Origin of the sequence: Streptomyces cylindrosporus (genome assembly GCF_022698165.1) — a bacterium.
Lineage (GTDB): Bacteria > Actinomycetota > Actinomycetes > Streptomycetales > Streptomycetaceae > Streptomyces > Streptomyces cylindrosporus.
Map to the genome: position 1 here is coordinate 400,743 of NZ_JALDAY010000011.1, position 16,404 is coordinate 417,146.

The window sequence follows — 16,404 nt, forward strand, 5'->3', positions numbered from 1 at the left end:
CGTGCTATCGCCCGCCCCATGTCGTTCCCGCTTCATGGGGACTAACCCGCCCCAACTTGCCGATTCGGCAACGGGATGGAGGCCGACCCTGTAAAACAATGGCATGACAGAACCTGCCTGGCCCACCTGCCAAGCCGATACACACTGTATTGGCGTTCAGACCCCGCCGTACAACCGCTGCGTTGCCCACCTGGCGAGTCACGAACGATCCAGTTTCTTGGACGGGCTTGACACCGGGGACCCTGTTGACTTCCGAGGAGTCGAATTCACCGCTTCACTCACGGAAGAACTACAACAAGCAATCGTGCGATGCTCAGCTTTCGGTGAGGCGCTATTCACACGCTGCCACTTTCTAGCACCTATCGACTTCAAGCGCTTCGGCTTTCAGGGCGCCACCTGGTTTGATGACGCATCATTTGAATCCGCAGACTTTACCCACGCCGTTTTCCACGAATCTGCCTGCTTCCTTAGGGCTACCTTTAACTCAAGCGTGACATTTCAGTCCGCCACGCTCGGTAAGGCGGCAAATCTATCTAGGGCCCGATTCAAGGGTGAGGCGAACTTTTCCACCCTGGAAAGATGGCCGTCACTAAACTTCGATGAGTGTATTTTTGAAGACTTTGCAACCTTTGAAATGTCCAACCTCGACAATGCCTCATTCAGCAAAACGCAGTTTCAGGCGACACGATTCCGCGGGGCCGCCTTCATTAATCAGCCATATTTTCGCAACGCAAACTTCAGCGACCTCGCCAACTTCGAAGGAGTCAACTTTGCCAAGGGCGCTAACTTCCGGTACAGCAAGTTTCCAAATGGCGGCATATTCGCAGAAACCATCTTCGACGGGCTGGCAATGTTCTCCGGAGCCCGGTTCGGGAAGCTCTCTGTATTCACCGGGGTTAAGTTTCAGAACGAAGCTGATTTCAGCGGCGCCGTTTGCCAGGGTGGTATCAGTTTCAAAGGCAGCCAATTTGCTGACCTATTTCACGGGCCGATTAGCGCAAGGGACGTCAATCTGGGATACGCACACTTCGAACGTTCCGTACGTTTTGAAGTAAGTACAAGGAATCTTGTACTCGCTCGGGCAACATTCTTGGCGGCAGCGACCTTTAGCGTCCGCTTCGCTAAAGTGTTCCTTACTGACGTGCATCTAAGTTCGCCCTTGACCATCTCATCCCATCGTCACCAGTTCACACTGGGTGACCAAGTGGTTCCCGATCCTGAAGCGGGAGACTTGAACCCCCTTAGCAAGGTATTCCAACTTGCGGGGGTCAATGCGGCGCTTCTCGTTCTGAACGATGTAGACGTGAGCCAGTGCTCCTTTAGCGGGGCGTATCATTTGGATCAGATAACCCTCGAAGGGGAGTGCCGCTTCGCCACTCCACCACGCGGAATACAATGGGGTCGATCCATCGTTCCTCTCCGACGGTGGTCACCGCGTAAGACGCTTCGGGATGAGATCTATTGGCGATCGCGACGCTCAACAAAAGACCTAGAAAGGAAAGGCTGGGACGCAGGCGACGGAAACACTGACGAACCGCCCAGCGCTCAGAATGTCGCCGCAATTTATCGTCAAATTCGCAAAGCGTTTGAGGATGGTTCAAACGAGCCGGGAGCAGCAGATTTCTACTACGGCGAAATGGAGATGAGGCGGCGGAGTGAGAACGTGAGCCGAAGCGAACGTGGCCTCCTACACGCCTACTGGGCACTGTCTGGTTTCGGCCTCCGGGCATCACGCGCCGTTACTTGGCTATTGATCGCAATGACAGTCACCATAGTACTTATGATGGGGTGGGGGCTTCCTGATCACTTGGCGAAGCAAACAGCCACCGGAGTCATTTCCAGCCCTGGAAGTGAAACAACGCTAATGATCGAAGTTCCCAAGCAGCACCTATACTTGCCTTTCGATGAACGCTGGACACTGAGCCGCCTGGAAAGATCCGGCCGCGTAGTTGTGAATTCGGTTATATTTCGCTCAAGCGGCCAGGGTCTAACAGCTCCCGGTATCTGGATAGAGATGATCTCTCGCTTCACAGAACCAATCCTGCTGGGCCTCGCAATTTTGGCTATTAGAGGGCGCGTGAAACGCTCATGACCTACTATTCTCAGGTGTCAAACCTGACAACCGCTCAGCAGCTAGACTGACTGCCCTCGATCTCAAGTATGCCCACTCACTCTGTTGCTGACGTTTCCGGATCAGTGCCGCGCATTCTCTGACGAATGCGTTCAGCATGCTCCAAATCGGCCGCCGCAAGTTGCGCACGTATTTTTCTGCTCGTCGCCGAGTTTGGCTCCCGATTCGCCAGTTCCACAAGTCTCTTGCGTTGAGTGTTGAACTGCCAGTTCTTGAGACTGTCATCGAGGTAGTTTATGACGGTCGCCATCATCATTGGCAGAAATAGAACTAACCAAGGCGCTGCCCAAATGCATGCCCTCCCTGGCCAAGTATTTGCTCCTATGTTCCATCCGATGGTAACGACTAGAGTCGCAACACTTGCCCCGCTGATCTTGTCTGCCGTGATAACCGGCTTGCGTTCAGGTTTCTTTCCCTCCAGTTCTCTATTTGTCATGGTTCCGCTCCGAATTCGAATCAGAATCCGGGTTTCCGACCACCCACCACTCGTCATCTTCGTCGTCGGTTACGTCCCACATATCCTCAGGATCCTTGGGGCCAGGAGGATTGACTTCCTCCAACTGTCCCCCTAGCGCAAGTCTTCTGAGAACCACCTCGAATCTTTTCTCCCGCGAGAGATAGCGCAAGAATAGCTGTCGCGCCATGGTCGTCAGAAGGGTGGCCCCAATAACCACAACTGCAAGCCACGGCACATTGACCAAGGCATGTATGCCCGAGCTAAGGGCTTGTTGAATGTTGCGGATTAATTCTTCCACCCTCACATCGTAGCCAAGCCGTAGGGAAAATTCACCTGCCTCTCGACAGGTTGTTCCTCTTAAGCGTTATCGATCAAGGTGAGGATAGCTTTGGCGATTGGCGTCATTCGTCGTTCGAATGAAGAGCACCACCACTCGATAAGTGCAGCTCCCGCCTTGACGTGAAACAGGACATGGGTGTCCAGGCCGGGGGCGGTGCGGTGCCCACCCGCTACGCTGGTGCACACCACTGCAGAACGGAGAGTGCTCCGCGGATGGGACCGAAGACGACCAAGGTCTACGAGGCGCTTCGCGCACGGCTCGCCGCCGGCGAGTACGCCCCCGGCGACAAGTTCCCCTCGGAACGCACGCTGGTCGACGAACTCGGGATTGGCCGGACCGCTCTCCGGCAAGTGCTGACGCGGCTCGTAGTTGAAGGCGCCTTGGAGGTTCGCGGGCGAAGCTCGTACCGGGTACCGGGTGCCGTCAGTGTGAAGGCTCCTGAGGGTCTTGAGCCGTGGCAGATCCACGGCGAGCGCGACCTATACGACAACGAGTGGGTCAAGCTCCAGCTCTGGGACGTGGAGCCCCCCGGTGTCGAGCGCTTCGAGCACCACGTCGTGAAGCTGCACCACGTCGCCATCACAGCGGTGTTGGACGATCAAGACCGCGTGCTCATGATGTGGCGGTACCGCTTCGTCCCGCAGCAGTTCGGTTGGGAGCTCCCCGGCGGCATCGTGGACGAAGGGGAGGAGGCCGCGGACACGGCGCTTCGGGAAGTCGTGGAAGAGACCGGCTGGCGGCCGAAGTCACTTGAGCACGTCGTCACCTATCAGCCCATGGTCGGTATGGTCGACTCGCCTCACGAAATCTTCGTGGGTCACGGAGCTGAGCAGGTCGGTTCACCGACGGATCTCGAAGAGGCCGCGCACATCGAGTGGGTTCCGTTGGCCGACGTTCCGGGGCTCATGGCGCGCGGTGAACTGATGGGCTCCGGCACCCTGGTTGGCCTGCTTCACATCCTGGCGAGCCGCAGCAAGCCAGGCGTCACAGCCGAGCACTGAGCAAGTCGACGCGACGGCGCTGCCGTACCGAACCCGTGCGGCTCGCCAAGAGGCGAGCCTGCCTCAAGTGGGTGTGCGCGTCGTCGTACTCGGCTCGTGCCACGTGAGCTTGTGCGAGATCGGTGTGCAGACCGGCTTTTGCCCGTACGAACGTCGGATCGGCGACTTCTAGAGCGCTGTAGAGGCTGGTCACCGCGTCGTCGTCCCCCAGTAGAGCCAGGACGTTGCCCTGCCACCGCGTCAAGTGAGCGCCGTTCAAGAAGATGCTCAACATGTCCGGGTCTCGGTCCTCGGAACCGGGCGGGATGGTGGCCATGGCCGTATCGAGCGCTCGCCGGCAGTCGTCTGCCATTCCCGGGACGTGAGCGCACAGCTCAGCTTCAGCGGCGTACAGCCATGCCCGGAGGCGAGGCGATCCGTCCTGGCCAAGGGAGCGTTGGGCATCGCGAACCAGCTCCACGCCCAAGGCCGGCCGACCAGCCTCGCAGAGTACGTACGCCTGCTCTGCCATGGCATGCGCTAGGTACATCGGAGCCTCAGCGTCGTGCGCCGCACGCTTCGCCAACTCGTAGTGCCGCCATGCTCGTTCGACGGCTCCCGAGTCGATCGCCTGCCACGCAGCCAGGGTCGACGCTCCCGCGAGCGCCAGGGCCACGGGGCGACGCGTGCTCGGCAGGACTGCGAAGTTCAGTGCGTCCTCGAGTGCGGCCAGGTGGCCCGTCATCTGGTCCACCAGGCCCGCTGCGCCCAACTGCCGGTCCATGGTGCGCAGTAGCTCGGTCTGGGCGTTGAACGCCTGCACCATGGACTCGCCGACGCTGCTGGCTGAATCGATCCTGCTCAAGAGTTCGTCATACCCGTCCGCCACGGGCAGGGCGACAGCGTCCGCGCCGCCCCTCAACTCGACATCGGTGACGCCAAGGAGTCGGCGCAGGATCTCCGCGTAGCGATCCGAGATGGTGCGCTTGCCGTTCTCCCACTCGGACACGTACACCCGCAAACTCGCCGTTGAGGCCACGTCAGTGACATGCCGTCGGGCGTACTGCTCGATCTCGCGAACCAGTCGTTCCTGAGACCAGCCGCGCGCCGTTCGCGCACTTCGAAGTCCTGTGCTCACAGACCACCGTCCGGCGATACGTCCACTCACTGACTCCCCCAGGATGCCTCACATTGCCGCAGGTCAACAGGGGTTAACAGGACGGGGGTTAAGCCCTGTTGGCTACCGGATCCCCTGTCTCGAACGGTCTCCTTGAGGTGCACCGCGAGGGGCGATCGCCCTCCCGAATCGGCGAGAGCCCTTGACTCTGGTGCGCACCAGTTGCACTCTACTGGTGCGCACCAGATTTCCGAGTCGCATCGGAGCGTGGTGTGTGCAAGGCGCAATTCGATCTTTGACAACCGAAGATCTGCTGTGTCCCGCTGGTGACGACTCCGCAGTCGATGCGGAAGGTGACAGCGGCTGAGCCGGCGGATCCGCTAGGTCGGGTCCGGGGCGAGCAGGGCAGATCGGAACGGCGCTCGGGGAGGCCAGAACATCCCCGAAAACGTGGCTGGTGGCCGCTTCTGGGTGACACCGGAGCGGCCGGCCAAGCGAGCGGTTCATCCCCGTACCCGTAAGGGCAGACGGGCGCGACGACCGAGGCGAACTGGCCACGTGGCAACAAGGGCGGCACACGGACACCTGGAGAGGGTTCGTCGGAATGCCGCACCTGCGAGTGCAGACGGGAGTGATGACCCGGACTGCCGCTCGTCATGCAGGCAGGGCGCAGGCGTCACGTCGGTGGCCTGCCCGTTTGATGAGGACTTCGAGGGTCCTACCCCGCACCGCATCCGGTGCGGATCTTCCCCAAGGCACGCGCTCCGTCGAGGCAACTCCGGGGCGTTGACGGGCCGTTCCCTGTGAGGAGAGACCTCCATGAAGTGCATCGTTGCCGGTCATCAGGCCATCACCGCGACGGAGTTCGCGGAACTCGCGCTCGGCACCCCTGTTGAGTTGTGGCTCGGGGTAGAGGGCGAGACCGATGAAGAGCGGGCGGCGCGGCTGGACGCGGCGCGCGACATCCTCGCTCACCCCGAGTACCGCAACCTGCCCGATGATCTGATTCGCCTCGCCGCGCGCATCGTCGACGATCGCCCGGACCTTTTCGACGTGGTTCCGCTGGCCCGCCCTGCCCGCCACCGTGCGGCGCGCAAGGGAGTTGCGGCATGAGCGACGGTCTGACGCTGGACGACTTGTCCGTGCCGCTGCGGGCGCTGCGCCTGCTGGCTGTCGACTTCGGGCACCTGCCGGCCCCCGCGGTGCGGGTGACCACTATCTGGCCCGACCGGCTTGAGCTGGACTTCCACGAGGACTTGGCCGGCTTCGAGGCCTGGCGCGACGCGCTGGGCATCGTCCCGGACGCGGTAACCCACGACACGCAGAGCGGGGGCCGTACGCGCGTGCTGCGTACGACGACGGAGTACGCGGGCGCCACGCTCGAACTGGTCGGCTACGGCCACATCCCCACCCCCGCCCCGGCGGTGGCCGGAGCAGTGGCCTGATGTCGGGCGCGTTCGGCAAGTGCTTCGACCCGACCGGCGCCCGCCACGGCATCCCTACCTACCCCTGGCGCCTGGCCCCCGACGGCCTAGCCACCCGCCGACAGCTCCGCACCCGCGGCTTACGGCCCGGCGGCCAGCCGATCGCCGCACAGGTGATGCGGGTCAACCGGCGTGCCGGCGGGGTGCGGGTTGGCTACCTCTACCGCATCGACCGCGCCAAGCCGGTCCGCCCGATGACGTCGCGCAAGTGGGGTGCGCTCGCGCTGGCGATGCTCGCCCGACGCACCTGCCCCCGCTGCCTGCTCGATGTCGGCTACTGCATCCCGCGCTCGCACGGCATCTGCGGCATGTGCATCACCGCCGAGGAACAGCGCGACGCCTGAACTCCCCTTCGACGACAGGAAGATCCGATGTACGAGACCCGAGAACGGGCCCTGAGCTGGGGCCAGATCATCGTGTTGGGAGCCGCCGCGGTACCCATGGTCGCGTTCGGCGGCTTGGGCGCGGTCGGCACCTACAGCAACATCACCTCCGTCTTCCACCGCTCCGCCACCGCGCTCGGAGTGATCGCCGCCGGGGAGGGCGCCACCCTGGTGCTCGCGCTGGTCCTGGTGGGCCTGACCATGCTCGGACAGTCCGCCCCTGCGGCCGTCCGGCTCGGGCTGTGGACGCTGCCCGCGGTGGCCTCCCTGACCGGTGCCGCGGTCGCCAACACCGTGACGGAAGCGGTGGTGTTCGCCGTCACCCCGCTGGCCATGTGCGTGTCGGCGGAGGGCATGGGTCTGCTCGCACGGCGCATCGTGGTCTACCGCACCGGCGTGGACGTCGAGGCCCAGCGCCGCAACGCCGCGGTCGTGCAGCGCCTCGCCTACCACCGCGCCCGCGCCGCCAACCACCCCGACCAAGGCGCCCGCGAGGACTCCGAGCGCGCGTCGTGGAAGCTCGCCAAGAAGGTCGGTACCGGCGATGCCCTGCTCGGGGCGCGCTTGGTCGACGTGCAGCGCGAGCGCATGAGCGACGGCGCGGACGCGGCGCTTGCGGGCATGTTCGCCCTGCCCGTCACGGCCCCCGCCGCGGCCGTGACGGCAACCCCCGAGCGGCCCGCCGTCGAGGCCTCCGGCAAGGAAAGCGTCACACCCCCCGTGACGGCGGAAGACACGCAGGTCACGGCCGAGTTCGAGACCGTTCCGCCGCAGGCCGTCACGCCCGTGACGCCTCCGGCCAAGCCGCCCGTGACGCTGGACGAGATCGCGGGCGTGGCCGGCGTGCCCACCCCGCAGCCCGGGGAGCCGCTGGACGACGTCCAACTCGTGGTCGTGCTCCGGCACCTGCGCTACACCGACGACCCGCCGCTCTCCTACCGCCAGGCCGTCGCCGCGTTCCGCGAGGCAGGGTTCGTGGGCGGGGAACAGCGCGTGCGCAAGGCGTGGGGCTCGCTGATGTCCCACGAGGAATCCGAAGCCTGACCGTCGTCCGGCACGACGCAATGAAGGCCAGCCCAGGGCAATTGGGCTGGCCTTCGTCGCGACTGCCGGAAGCAGTCGACCGCACCAGTGAAGCAGACCCGGTGAGACCCGGTGAGCGACCCCCTCGCAGACCCGGCGCGCAGACCCGGTGAGCTGGCCCTGGTGCCCTGGCCTGGCACGAATCAAGGAGGCTCCCCCGTGGGGACCAACAACAACGCGTGGACGCCGGAGATGCTCCGTACCTCCGAGGGGCGCCGGATCCACCTTCAGCAGCGACGGCAGCAGATACAGCCGGTCGTCGACGACCTGCGCCGCCTGGCCCGTGAGCTTCAGGCGGACCTGGCGGAGGACGGGCGCCTGTTCGGCGACATGCCGTATCAGGACCGAATCCGGGCGTGGTCGACGGTCCGGCCCATTTTCCAGGCGGTTGACAGCCTGGAAAGCGCGCTGACGTCCCTGGTGACCGTCAACAAGCGATACGAGAAGAACTACGAGGCCCTGCCCGCGAAGCGCGAGGCAAAGGCCCTGGAGAAGAAGCGCGCGAAGGAGTTGAAGGCGCAGGGCGGTAAGGCGGCCCTGAATTCGGCTGACAACGTCCGCCACTTGGCTCCGGGAATGGCGCCGAATTCGGCTCCGGCGCTCCGCAACGGCGACGACGGGCCGTCGTTCATGGACTACCTATCGAGGGAGGCCTGAGCGGTGGCAGAGGGCTCGCTGCGCAGTCGCCAGCTGAAGGCGGAGCGCTGGAAGCAGCGGCAGGAAGCGGCGACGACGAACCGTCAGCGGGCCATCGTCCTGGTTGACATGGCCCGCGCCTACGTCGGCGACGACGACCCGCTGTGGGCCGCCCTGGTCCGCCTGCTGCACGAGCGGCTGTCGTCGGTCCTGGGGTAACGCTCCGCGCTCATCATCCTCACCGCCCTCCGGGTCCGTCCGGGGGCCACAGGCGCGCGTCACGCGCGCGTAAGGCATCACCTCCCATCACGTCAAGTAGTCGTAGAGAGGAGGGGACATGGCCGACGATGACGGCCCGGGGAGGGTCATTGACCTCCCCTTGGTGCGCCTGGCCGATCCCCCGTCGCCGACGCCAACGGATCCCGGCGGCGGCACCCCGGAGGGCGCGGGACCCTTCCCGGTCCTTCCGTCCACACCGGACGCCGTACCGCCATCGCATCTCTCCCTGCCCGATCCGGTAGTTCCGGGCGGGGAGGACGGCGACGGGGACGATTCGGAAGTGGATCACGCCGCGATGGTGCATTCCGTCGTCGATCCGTCGGATCGTCCGGTACGGAATGTGGCTGCCATGACGATGGTGATGGCCGCCGGTATTGCTGTGGCCGCTCTGCGGGGCGCCTTCCACATCGCCGAATATCTGAAGGCTCGCGCGGATCACCACAAGGCAATTGCCGCACAGACGCGACCGGATGACCGAAGGGAAAACCGGCGGGCCCGGATACAGTCCGGCCCCGAATTCGGCCGGTCGGTGAGAGGGAACAGCGGACGCCTGCCCGCGTTGCCGCGGGCCGCTGCCGCTCCGCGGGGAGCGGCGCCCGCATCCCGGGGCGTGCCGGCGGCCCTGCGGCCGTCCAGTACGCCGGCCCGGCGGCCCGCGGACGCTCTCGCTGGTGGCCGTAAGGGCGTCGCGAGCCCTGCGGACCACCGCCGGGCCAGGGACGCCCGCAGGGAAGCCCTCCGCAGCGCAGGGCACCGCCCGGACGCGCTCGCCCCGGCGCACCGTCGGGGGCCCGGCATCCGTGCAGCCGTCCGCGACCGCGCGGCCGACCGGATCCGTAACGGCCCCGCGCACCGGGCCGATTCGGCGGGCCGGACTCCTGCGGGTTCCGGCGGTTCCCGGCCCGATTCGGGCCGTCGTACGCTGCCGCAGGCCATCGCGAAGGAGGCCCGGCGCAGGCTCAAGAAGCGGCGCCGAAACCTGGATCCGCCGGTCATCAGCACCGCCAAGACGCCCACGGCGAAGACCGGAGCGGGCGTGGCGGTACCGGCCAAACGGGGGCCTGCGGCGGTCAGTTCGGCCAAGCGGCCCGGCAAGCCGGGAGCGGGCGGCGCGTCGTCTGTCCGTACGCCGGGCGGAGCTCCTGGCTCGCGTCCCTGGCGGGGCCGCGGCGCCCCCACGACCGGCCCGACGGCCACCGGCTCCAAGCGCCGGCGCAAGCGCAAGGGAGGCCGCAAGCGGCCCGGAACCCGGACCAGGACGCGGCGCACCAGGACCCGGCGCCCGCGGCAGCAGCCGACCGCAGGCCCCTCCGGGGCGCCCCGCTCGGGTGGCGAGTGGCTGAAGCCCCCGCCGGGGTGGGTCGTGGACTACACGGTCACCGTCGAACGGGCGGACCGGCCGTCCCCGGGGCGCACTCCGGCCGCGGTGACGACCGGCCAGCGAGCGCTTTCGGCGGCTCCCACCCCGTACACCCAACGGCCCGGCACCACGGCGCCGACACCGCGTCCAGTACCGACGGGAGGTCTCATGACCGCACCGGTCAAGCGCACGCAGTACACCGACAGTGACCTGACGGTCTATGACGTCATCGAATCCGACGCCGACATGGCACAGGAGATCCTGGCCGGCGCCGACCACGCGCGTCTCGCCGCCGAGAAGTGCGAAGCGATGTCGGACCGCCTGGAAGCCCTCTACTCCAAGATCCTGGACCTGAAGGTTCCCGGCCTCCTGGCGGGCATGGTCGTACGGCTCATAGAGAAGGCCGAGACGGTCAAGAACCGCGCCGAGGCCGTCGCCGAGACCCTGCCGCGCGCCTCCGAAGCCATCGCCGCCGCGGGGCAGAAGGCGGCGGCCGAGGACAAGCACGTGGCCGACGCCGTGAAGGACGCCGGGCACGTCGCCCCCGCCAAGCGCGAATACCACGAGGAGTAGGGCCCATGTCCGAACTCGTCCCCCGCCCACGGGGCGTCCTGGCCACGACCACGGAATACATCGGCGAGGCCGTGCGTTACACCGTCCTACTGACCCAACTCGCCGCCGCAGGCGTCGCGTTGGGTCTGCTCTCGGAGGCCGTCCGATCGGCCTACCGATACGTGGAGGGATGCGCCGCCTCCGTCGACCGGCTCGCCGACAAAGCCGCCTCCCTGCACGTGGATGGTGACGTGGTGGCCGCTCACTACGACGCGGCCAGCGTCATGCGCTCGGTTCTGGAAGAGGCCGACGCGATGGCGGAAGCCGCCTCCGACCTGTCGGTGATGTTCCAGCAGACGGCCGACGCGCACCGCGCCGACTACGGCCCGGTGGCCGACGCCATGAACTCCAAGGACGGCCAGGTGGCCGACCGCGAGTACTACAGCAACCGCTAGATCAACCAGCGCGCACGAGGACGGCCCGGAAGCAATCGGGCCGTCCTCCGCTTGTTTCCCTCCCGCGGAAGGACCGCCATGCTGCCCCTGCGCACGTACATCGCCGTCGCCCGCAACTACACGGGCCGCGCCGCCACCCTGGCCGGATCGGCGGCCCTGACCTGCGGCCTGTTCACCGACGACTTTGCCGCACCGACCGCGCTCGCCACCATCGCGGCGACCGGCGCCGGTCTGCTCTTCGCCACCGCCTTCAGCCTCGCCCACCGGTTCGTGACGATCACGGCGCGAGCCCTGTACGTGACTCCCGGCGCCGGTCTGCTGGCCATCCTCGCGGCCGAACGCATCGTTCCCGGCACCCATTGGGCCGAGGCCCTGGCGGTGGCCGCGTGGACGGCCGGCGTGTGGTTCACCCGACCCGCGCGCCTGGCCCGCTCCCTGCTCGGCAGGGAACCCGCCCCGGCCGTCGTCGCCACGGCACCCGCCGTGGTCGTCGAGGCGCACCCGTTGTCGCGGTGGTGGGCCGAGCGCGTCGGCGTCGAGGGCGGCATCGCCCCCGGAACTCGCCTGATCGACCCCAAGCAGACCGGCCCCGACTCGCTGCAAGCGGTCATCGCCGCTCCGGAGGGTCAGCCGGTACCGCCGATCTCGCTCGCGCACCTGTCCGCTCTCATGGACGTCCCCGAAGAGCTGATCGCCATCACGACCGTGCCGGGCCGCGGGGCGGGTCTCAAGCGGCTCACCGTCGGCCAGGCGCCGACATCCAGCGACCCGCATGCGGCATGGGCCGAACACATCGCCGCTCAGGTGCTGCCCGGCACGGAGTTGCTCAAGGTCACCGCGATAGACGTGGACAAGGAACTGACCTGATGGGCCAGTTGTACGAGATCGAAATCGCCACTCCCTACGGCGGGTTGGGCCGCTACGACCACATGGCATTGTGCGCGGCCCTGCGGGTGGACGACCCCGCGCGGGTCGTCGTCGAGCAGGACGGCATGAGTCGCGCCCTGGTTACCGTCTACCCCTCCAACCCGCTCGCCGCCACGCCCGCGCCGACCGACCACGACCTGACGATGGACCGCAAGGGTCGGATCGTCATCGGCCGGTACCACAACGGCCGCCCGGTCCACCTGCGGCTGTACGACATCCTCACGGGCAGCGCCCAGCGCATCGCCCTGTTCGGCACGACCGGCGCCGGCAAGAGCCGAAGCCTTCAGCTCATCCTCGCGGCCCTCAAGCGCAACGGCGCCGTCACGTGGCTCGCCGACCTGAAGTCCGGCCAGTCCGTACCGGAGGCCAAGGGGCAGGTCGACTGGCACGCCACCACGCAGGAAGAGGCCTTCCACATGCTCCGAGCGGCCGTCGCGGTCGCCGAAGAGCGGATGCGCCGCTACGCCTCCCTGGGACGCACCGCGTTCCTCAAGGACGACCCCGACCCGCTGCTGTTCGTCTGGATCGACGAAGCGAACCGCCTGCTGGAGAAGGGCGCCCCGTACCGCGACGAAGCCACTGCCCTGGTCAAGGAATTGGGGCGTACGGGCCGCTCGGTCGGCGTCGGCGCCGGCCTGGCCGCGCAAGCCTCCCACCTGGAAGAAATGGGCGGCAGCGACACTCTGCGCGGCATGCTCAAGGAAGGCGAAGTGATCCTGCTGCGCTGGTCGTCGGGCATGATGCGGCAACTCGTCTCCGACGGTCTGCTGCCGACCGGCGAACAGCTTCAGCCGATCCCGAAGTACCTCGGAGTGCGCACCCTGCGCTCGCGGCTGGACGCGGACGCCGATGATGACCGCCCCGGCACGCAGGGCATGGCCTACCACCTCACGGGCGAACACCCCACGGCCATGCTGCGTTTCTCCCGCGTCGGCTCTATCGCCCCGACCCCGGGCCTGGACCCGGAGATCGTGGAGTTGTACGGCGACGGCCCCGTGCCCGCCCTCGAAGCGACTTCCGTGGACTTGGCCGGCGAGCAGTACGCCGTACGCGGCACGGGCGTCATCCTGCCGCTCTACGACGACGAGAGCGGTGACGGGACGTCAGCACCGGCACCTTCGGGGGCCGCCTCACCGGGCCGCTCGCTGCGCCTGCCCGACCGGATCATCGCCGCACTGAGGAACGGCCCGCTGGACACGTACGGCGTGCTGGAAGCCGTCAAGACGGACGGCGGTAAGGCCGTCAAGCCCGGATCCGTCCGCAACGCGCTCGGAGATCTGAAGGCGGACGGCCGGATCACCTCCGACGGCGGCATGCACACGCTCGCCGACTAGTCCGGGGTGGCGTTCGTCGCGCCGCAGTTCCAGCAATCCCACTCCGCTGGCACTTCGACGAGATCGCAGCAGTCGCAGCCGTCGCCGTGGACGACGTTCTCTTCGCCGCAGTGCCAGCAGTCGAAGTGCAGGTGCGCCACCGGTTCCCCCCTTCCGACCAGTCCTCCACTAAACCACCGCCAACCAGCGGCAGGCAGCCCCAACAGCCCTTTCCTGCCACGCCAGATGGGAGTACGTCATGCATCCGACGGACCCGCCCGGGATCCTCGCCCCGCACATACCCGCCGATGCCTATCGCCGCGCCGAAGCCACCAGAACGCCAGTCGTCATCGTCGTCCACAGCACAGAGCGCACGGGCGTCCCGTGGCAGCGGCTCCTTGTTCCGTTCGCGGTTGCAGGCGCCGCCGCGCTCGGCACGTGGGGCGTGGTCGCCGCCCTGTGCTGGCTCATGGACGTCGCCTCGCACACCGCGACCATCATCGCCGGCGCCGCCGGACCCGTCGGCGCCGGCGGGATCACCCTCAAGCTCGCCCGCTCCAAGTAGTCCCAAGGAGAGCTGTGTTCGAGATCCGCGTGATCTGTGAGCCGGACGACGCCGACCGCATCGGCCAGACCCTGGCCGCCGCGTTCGACACCGGCCCGGCGCGCCAGTACCCCGCCCGCGATGGCAAGCGCGTCCGCCTGTACTTCACCGCCGCTGACCGACCCACCAACCCCGAAAGCGAGTGATCACCATGTCGTTCGGAGAGACCCCGATCACCATTATCGGCAACCTGACCGCCGACCCCGAGGTCAAGGTGACCGAGTCCGGCCAGGCCCTGGCCCGCTTCACCGTCGCCTCCACCCCGCGCATGTTCGACCGCGAGTCGAACCAGTGGAAGGACGGATCGTCCACGTTCTTCCGCTGCACCGCCTGGCGCGCGCTCGCCGAGCACGTCGCCGACTCCCTGACGAAGGGCTCGCGCGTGGTGCTGTCCGGGCGGATCCGGCAGCACGACTGGAAGACCCCGGAGGGCGAAAACCGCTCGATGCTCGCCGTCGAGGTCGACGAGATCGGCGCGTCCCTGCGCTTCACCACGGTCACGATCAACGGCAAGCACGGCGCGCTGCCGGATAGCGCTTGGACCGCCGAGGGCAACAGCTCAAAACCCCCGTTCTAAAGCATCTCCTCGTTCATATGACGCAACAACGGTTAACACGATGCGACGGACCAGCTCTGATCGCGGTCCCCAGGGTGGCATGGGTCTACAGCAATCGCTGAGCTTCGAGCGCCAAGGCGCTCACTGCTTGTGATCGAAGGATCTTTGCAATATTGCGCGGCTTCATGCGCCTGCACACGCATGGAGTCGTGCGAGTTTTTCCTCAGATGGCCTGCTGACCCATCACCCACGGACAGCCCAGAGCGTCGCACCGCCTGCGAGCAGGAGTTCTATTTCGTCAACGAGTAGGGCCTCCCCTCTCGTCGCGCTAGCCGCATCAAACCGGAGTCTCGCACACCCATAGGCAATGCCACGGCAGCAGTGATCCTGTTAATTATTTCACATACAGGCGCGAAGGGATGGTTCGCGCGCCCCCGGCGCACAACGCCATCTTAAATATCATGGAGATCGCCAACTAAAACGGTCGCCAACAGGGCATCATAGCGACGTGACATGCCAGTAAGAGACATATCGATACATAGTATAAAATGGAGGTAAAAGTGACTGCTCGTGGAAGCAGATACCTGGAAGGTGATGTCGGCCACCACATCCAGGCGAGACACTTGATCGATTACAGGGGTACCCATGGCCGATGTTCCTCCATCCCATCAGGAGGCGCCGGAGCCGAGTAGCGGAAACGCGAGCATCCCCCACCAGCTGGGGCAGGAACCGCCCCTTGGCGGGCCGTCGGTCCCATCAAACGGACAGGCAAATGGATCGCTTCCCGCCCCGCCCGAAGCTCCTAACGGGTCAACGACCCCGGAGCCTTCTACGTCACCAAAGAATAAGAGAGTGGCACTCGGAAAGTTAGGGATGTGGTTCGCTTTTGCAGTTCTTTTCGCCGTCCTGCCGACACTCGGAGAGTTCTTAAGTACTCGACAAAAAAACGGGCCTCACAAGTTCGACTTCTTCGAATTGGCAGCCAGGGCCGATCTCTACGTGGTAGCTATGGGACTGGCCGCATCCGCGCTCGCGCAAACCCTAATGCGCACAAAGAATTCGGTCACCCCTCCGGTGCTGAAGTTTTGCGGAGCGGTCAATATTCTCATTCTGGCACTAACAGCTCTACTTGCTGCAACATCGAATGGAAGCGACATGAACTCAAAAACTGTCGGACAGCAGTCGCTTATTCTGCTGATCACTACTCTACTGAGCTGCGGATCCAGCACCTATATCTGCGAACTGGAGAATTCGGAAGAATGAACACAACACTCTGGGTGGGAACATCCGTGGCTCTCTTAGGCGGAGTCCTCGGAGCGCTGGCTGCCATCTTCGGGAAGACCGCCAACGCTCTGTGGCAGTGGATTCTCAATCTGATGGGCGTAGCCAGCCCTTCTAGTTCCACTCACCACGCCCGAGATAAGACGCCGTCGGGTTGAACCAAGCGATCATGTGAATAGCACTGCGGCTTAGGAATTTCCCACCAAAACCTAGCCTCGCGATTCACGAAACGGACTGTCCGACGGGGTGACCATGGTGGGACCAAGCCAGATGTGATGCCGCGTTCAGCTCGGTGTCCAGCATCCGTACGGCTACTGACACACGTCGCCCTGGTTCCCGTCCCTCTAAGGATGCCGAGCGGTCAATTTCGAGCAGGAGCCAAAGCTCAGCCGACTGATTCATAGCGACGGTTCTCCCACAACGAACCGAATGCTCAACTCCTGCGTCCGCAATGGCTAATAGGTCC

General features: G+C 65.6%; 20 protein-coding genes. 16 read left to right on the forward strand and 4 right to left on the reverse strand.

All coding sequences use genetic code 11. The features are described 5' to 3' along the window. Nucleotides 1–217 precede the first annotated feature (217 nt). Nucleotides 218–2,092 carry a pentapeptide repeat-containing protein gene (locus tag MQP27_RS34840; protein WP_242772666.1) on the forward strand — a complete coding sequence of 625 codons (1,875 nt, stop codon included), beginning with the start codon at nt 218–220 and terminating at the stop codon, nt 2,090–2,092. 76 nt (nt 2,093–2,168) lie between these two features. Here the strand turns inward: MQP27_RS34840 and MQP27_RS34845 are convergent, their stop codons facing one another. Both MQP27_RS34845 and MQP27_RS34850 read right to left on the reverse strand, forming a co-directional pair. After that, a complete protein-coding gene (locus tag MQP27_RS34845) occupies nt 2,169–2,567 on the reverse strand; it encodes a hypothetical protein (protein ID WP_242772668.1) in 399 nt (132 codons plus the stop codon). Next, nucleotides 2,557–2,886 carry a hypothetical protein gene (locus MQP27_RS34850; RefSeq protein ID WP_242772670.1) on the reverse strand — a complete coding sequence of 110 codons (330 nt, stop codon included), beginning with the start codon at nt 2,884–2,886 and terminating at the stop codon, nt 2,557–2,559. The genes MQP27_RS34845 and MQP27_RS34850 overlap by 11 nt, the downstream gene beginning before the upstream one ends. Nucleotides 2,887–3,140: 254 nt before the next feature. Here MQP27_RS34850 and MQP27_RS34855 point away from each other — a divergent pair, with 254 nt between their 5' ends. Continuing rightward, the gene (locus tag MQP27_RS34855; protein WP_242772672.1) at nt 3,141–3,929 is read left to right on the forward strand and encodes an NUDIX domain-containing protein; all 789 of its coding nucleotides are present in this window, start codon (nt 3,141–3,143) and stop codon (nt 3,927–3,929) included. On the opposite strand, the gene MQP27_RS34860 is transcribed toward MQP27_RS34855, so the two are convergent. Next, entirely contained in the window at nt 3,913–4,923 is a 1,011-nt protein-coding gene (locus MQP27_RS34860; protein ID WP_242772793.1) for an NsdA family TPR-like regulatory protein, read from the reverse strand. The genes MQP27_RS34855 and MQP27_RS34860 overlap by 17 nt on opposite strands. 921 nt (nt 4,924–5,844) lie before the next feature. On the opposite strand from MQP27_RS34860, the gene MQP27_RS34865 reads away from it, so the two are divergent. From MQP27_RS34865 to MQP27_RS34910, 10 genes are all read left to right on the forward strand, one after another. Then, nucleotides 5,845–6,138 (forward strand): hypothetical protein, encoded by a 294-nt coding sequence (locus MQP27_RS34865; protein WP_242772674.1) that lies wholly within the window; start codon nt 5,845–5,847, stop codon nt 6,136–6,138. Further along, complete coding sequence (locus tag MQP27_RS34870; RefSeq protein ID WP_242772676.1) at nt 6,135–6,470, forward strand: hypothetical protein; 336 nt, start codon at nt 6,135–6,137, stop codon at nt 6,468–6,470. The genes MQP27_RS34865 and MQP27_RS34870 overlap by 4 nt, the downstream gene beginning before the upstream one ends. Continuing rightward, nucleotides 6,470–6,853: an RRQRL motif-containing zinc-binding protein gene (locus tag MQP27_RS34875; RefSeq protein WP_242772678.1), complete on the forward strand. Its 384-nt coding sequence runs from the start codon at nt 6,470–6,472 to the stop codon at nt 6,851–6,853. Before MQP27_RS34870 ends, MQP27_RS34875 begins: the two co-directional genes overlap by 1 nt. 27 nt (nt 6,854–6,880) lie before the next feature. Continuing rightward, the gene (locus MQP27_RS34880) at nt 6,881–7,936 is read left to right on the forward strand and encodes a hypothetical protein (RefSeq protein ID WP_242772680.1); all 1,056 of its coding nucleotides are present in this window, start codon (nt 6,881–6,883) and stop codon (nt 7,934–7,936) included. Nucleotides 7,937–8,134: 198 nt separating this feature from the next. Beyond that, nucleotides 8,135–8,632 (forward strand): hypothetical protein, encoded by a 498-nt coding sequence (locus MQP27_RS34885; RefSeq protein ID WP_242772682.1) that lies wholly within the window; start codon nt 8,135–8,137, stop codon nt 8,630–8,632. 3 nt (nt 8,633–8,635) lie between these two features. Further along, nucleotides 8,636–8,830, forward strand: coding sequence for a hypothetical protein (locus tag MQP27_RS34890; RefSeq protein WP_242772684.1), 195 nt, complete (start codon nt 8,636–8,638; stop codon nt 8,828–8,830). Nucleotides 8,831–9,500: 670 nt separating this feature from the next. Continuing rightward, a complete protein-coding gene (locus tag MQP27_RS34895) occupies nt 9,501–10,823 on the forward strand; it encodes a hypothetical protein (RefSeq protein WP_242772686.1) in 1,323 nt (440 codons plus the stop codon). Nucleotides 10,824–10,828: 5 nt separating this feature from the next. Continuing rightward, nucleotides 10,829–11,257 (forward strand): hypothetical protein, encoded by a 429-nt coding sequence (locus MQP27_RS34900; RefSeq protein WP_242772688.1) that lies wholly within the window; start codon nt 10,829–10,831, stop codon nt 11,255–11,257. A gap of 78 nt (nt 11,258–11,335) precedes the next feature. Continuing rightward, a complete protein-coding gene (locus tag MQP27_RS34905; RefSeq protein WP_242772690.1) occupies nt 11,336–12,124 on the forward strand; it encodes a hypothetical protein in 789 nt (262 codons plus the stop codon). Beyond that, on the forward strand, nt 12,124–13,518 hold the full coding sequence (locus MQP27_RS34910; RefSeq protein ID WP_242772693.1) for a transfer protein: 1,395 nt from the start codon (nt 12,124–12,126) through the stop codon (nt 13,516–13,518). The genes MQP27_RS34905 and MQP27_RS34910 overlap by 1 nt, the downstream gene beginning before the upstream one ends. Here the strand turns inward: MQP27_RS34910 and MQP27_RS34915 are convergent. Continuing rightward, a complete protein-coding gene (locus MQP27_RS34915; protein WP_242772696.1) occupies nt 13,515–13,658 on the reverse strand; it encodes a hypothetical protein in 144 nt (47 codons plus the stop codon). The genes MQP27_RS34910 and MQP27_RS34915 overlap by 4 nt on opposite strands. Before the next feature lie 98 nt (nt 13,659–13,756). Here MQP27_RS34915 and MQP27_RS34920 point away from each other — a divergent pair, with 98 nt between their 5' ends. From MQP27_RS34920 to MQP27_RS34935, 4 genes are all read left to right on the forward strand, one after another. After that, nucleotides 13,757–14,062, forward strand: coding sequence for a hypothetical protein (locus MQP27_RS34920; protein ID WP_242772698.1), 306 nt, complete (start codon nt 13,757–13,759; stop codon nt 14,060–14,062). Nucleotides 14,063–14,076: 14 nt separating this feature from the next. Then, complete coding sequence (locus MQP27_RS34925) at nt 14,077–14,247, forward strand: hypothetical protein (RefSeq protein ID WP_242772700.1); 171 nt, start codon at nt 14,077–14,079, stop codon at nt 14,245–14,247. A gap of 5 nt (nt 14,248–14,252) precedes the next feature. Further along, the gene (gene ssb / locus MQP27_RS34930; protein ID WP_242772702.1) at nt 14,253–14,678 is read left to right on the forward strand and encodes a single-stranded DNA-binding protein; all 426 of its coding nucleotides are present in this window, start codon (nt 14,253–14,255) and stop codon (nt 14,676–14,678) included. 831 nt (nt 14,679–15,509) lie between these two features. Next, on the forward strand, nt 15,510–15,920 hold the full coding sequence (locus MQP27_RS34935) for a hypothetical protein (protein ID WP_242772704.1): 411 nt from the start codon (nt 15,510–15,512) through the stop codon (nt 15,918–15,920). The last annotated feature ends 484 nt before the right edge of the window (nt 15,921–16,404 follow it).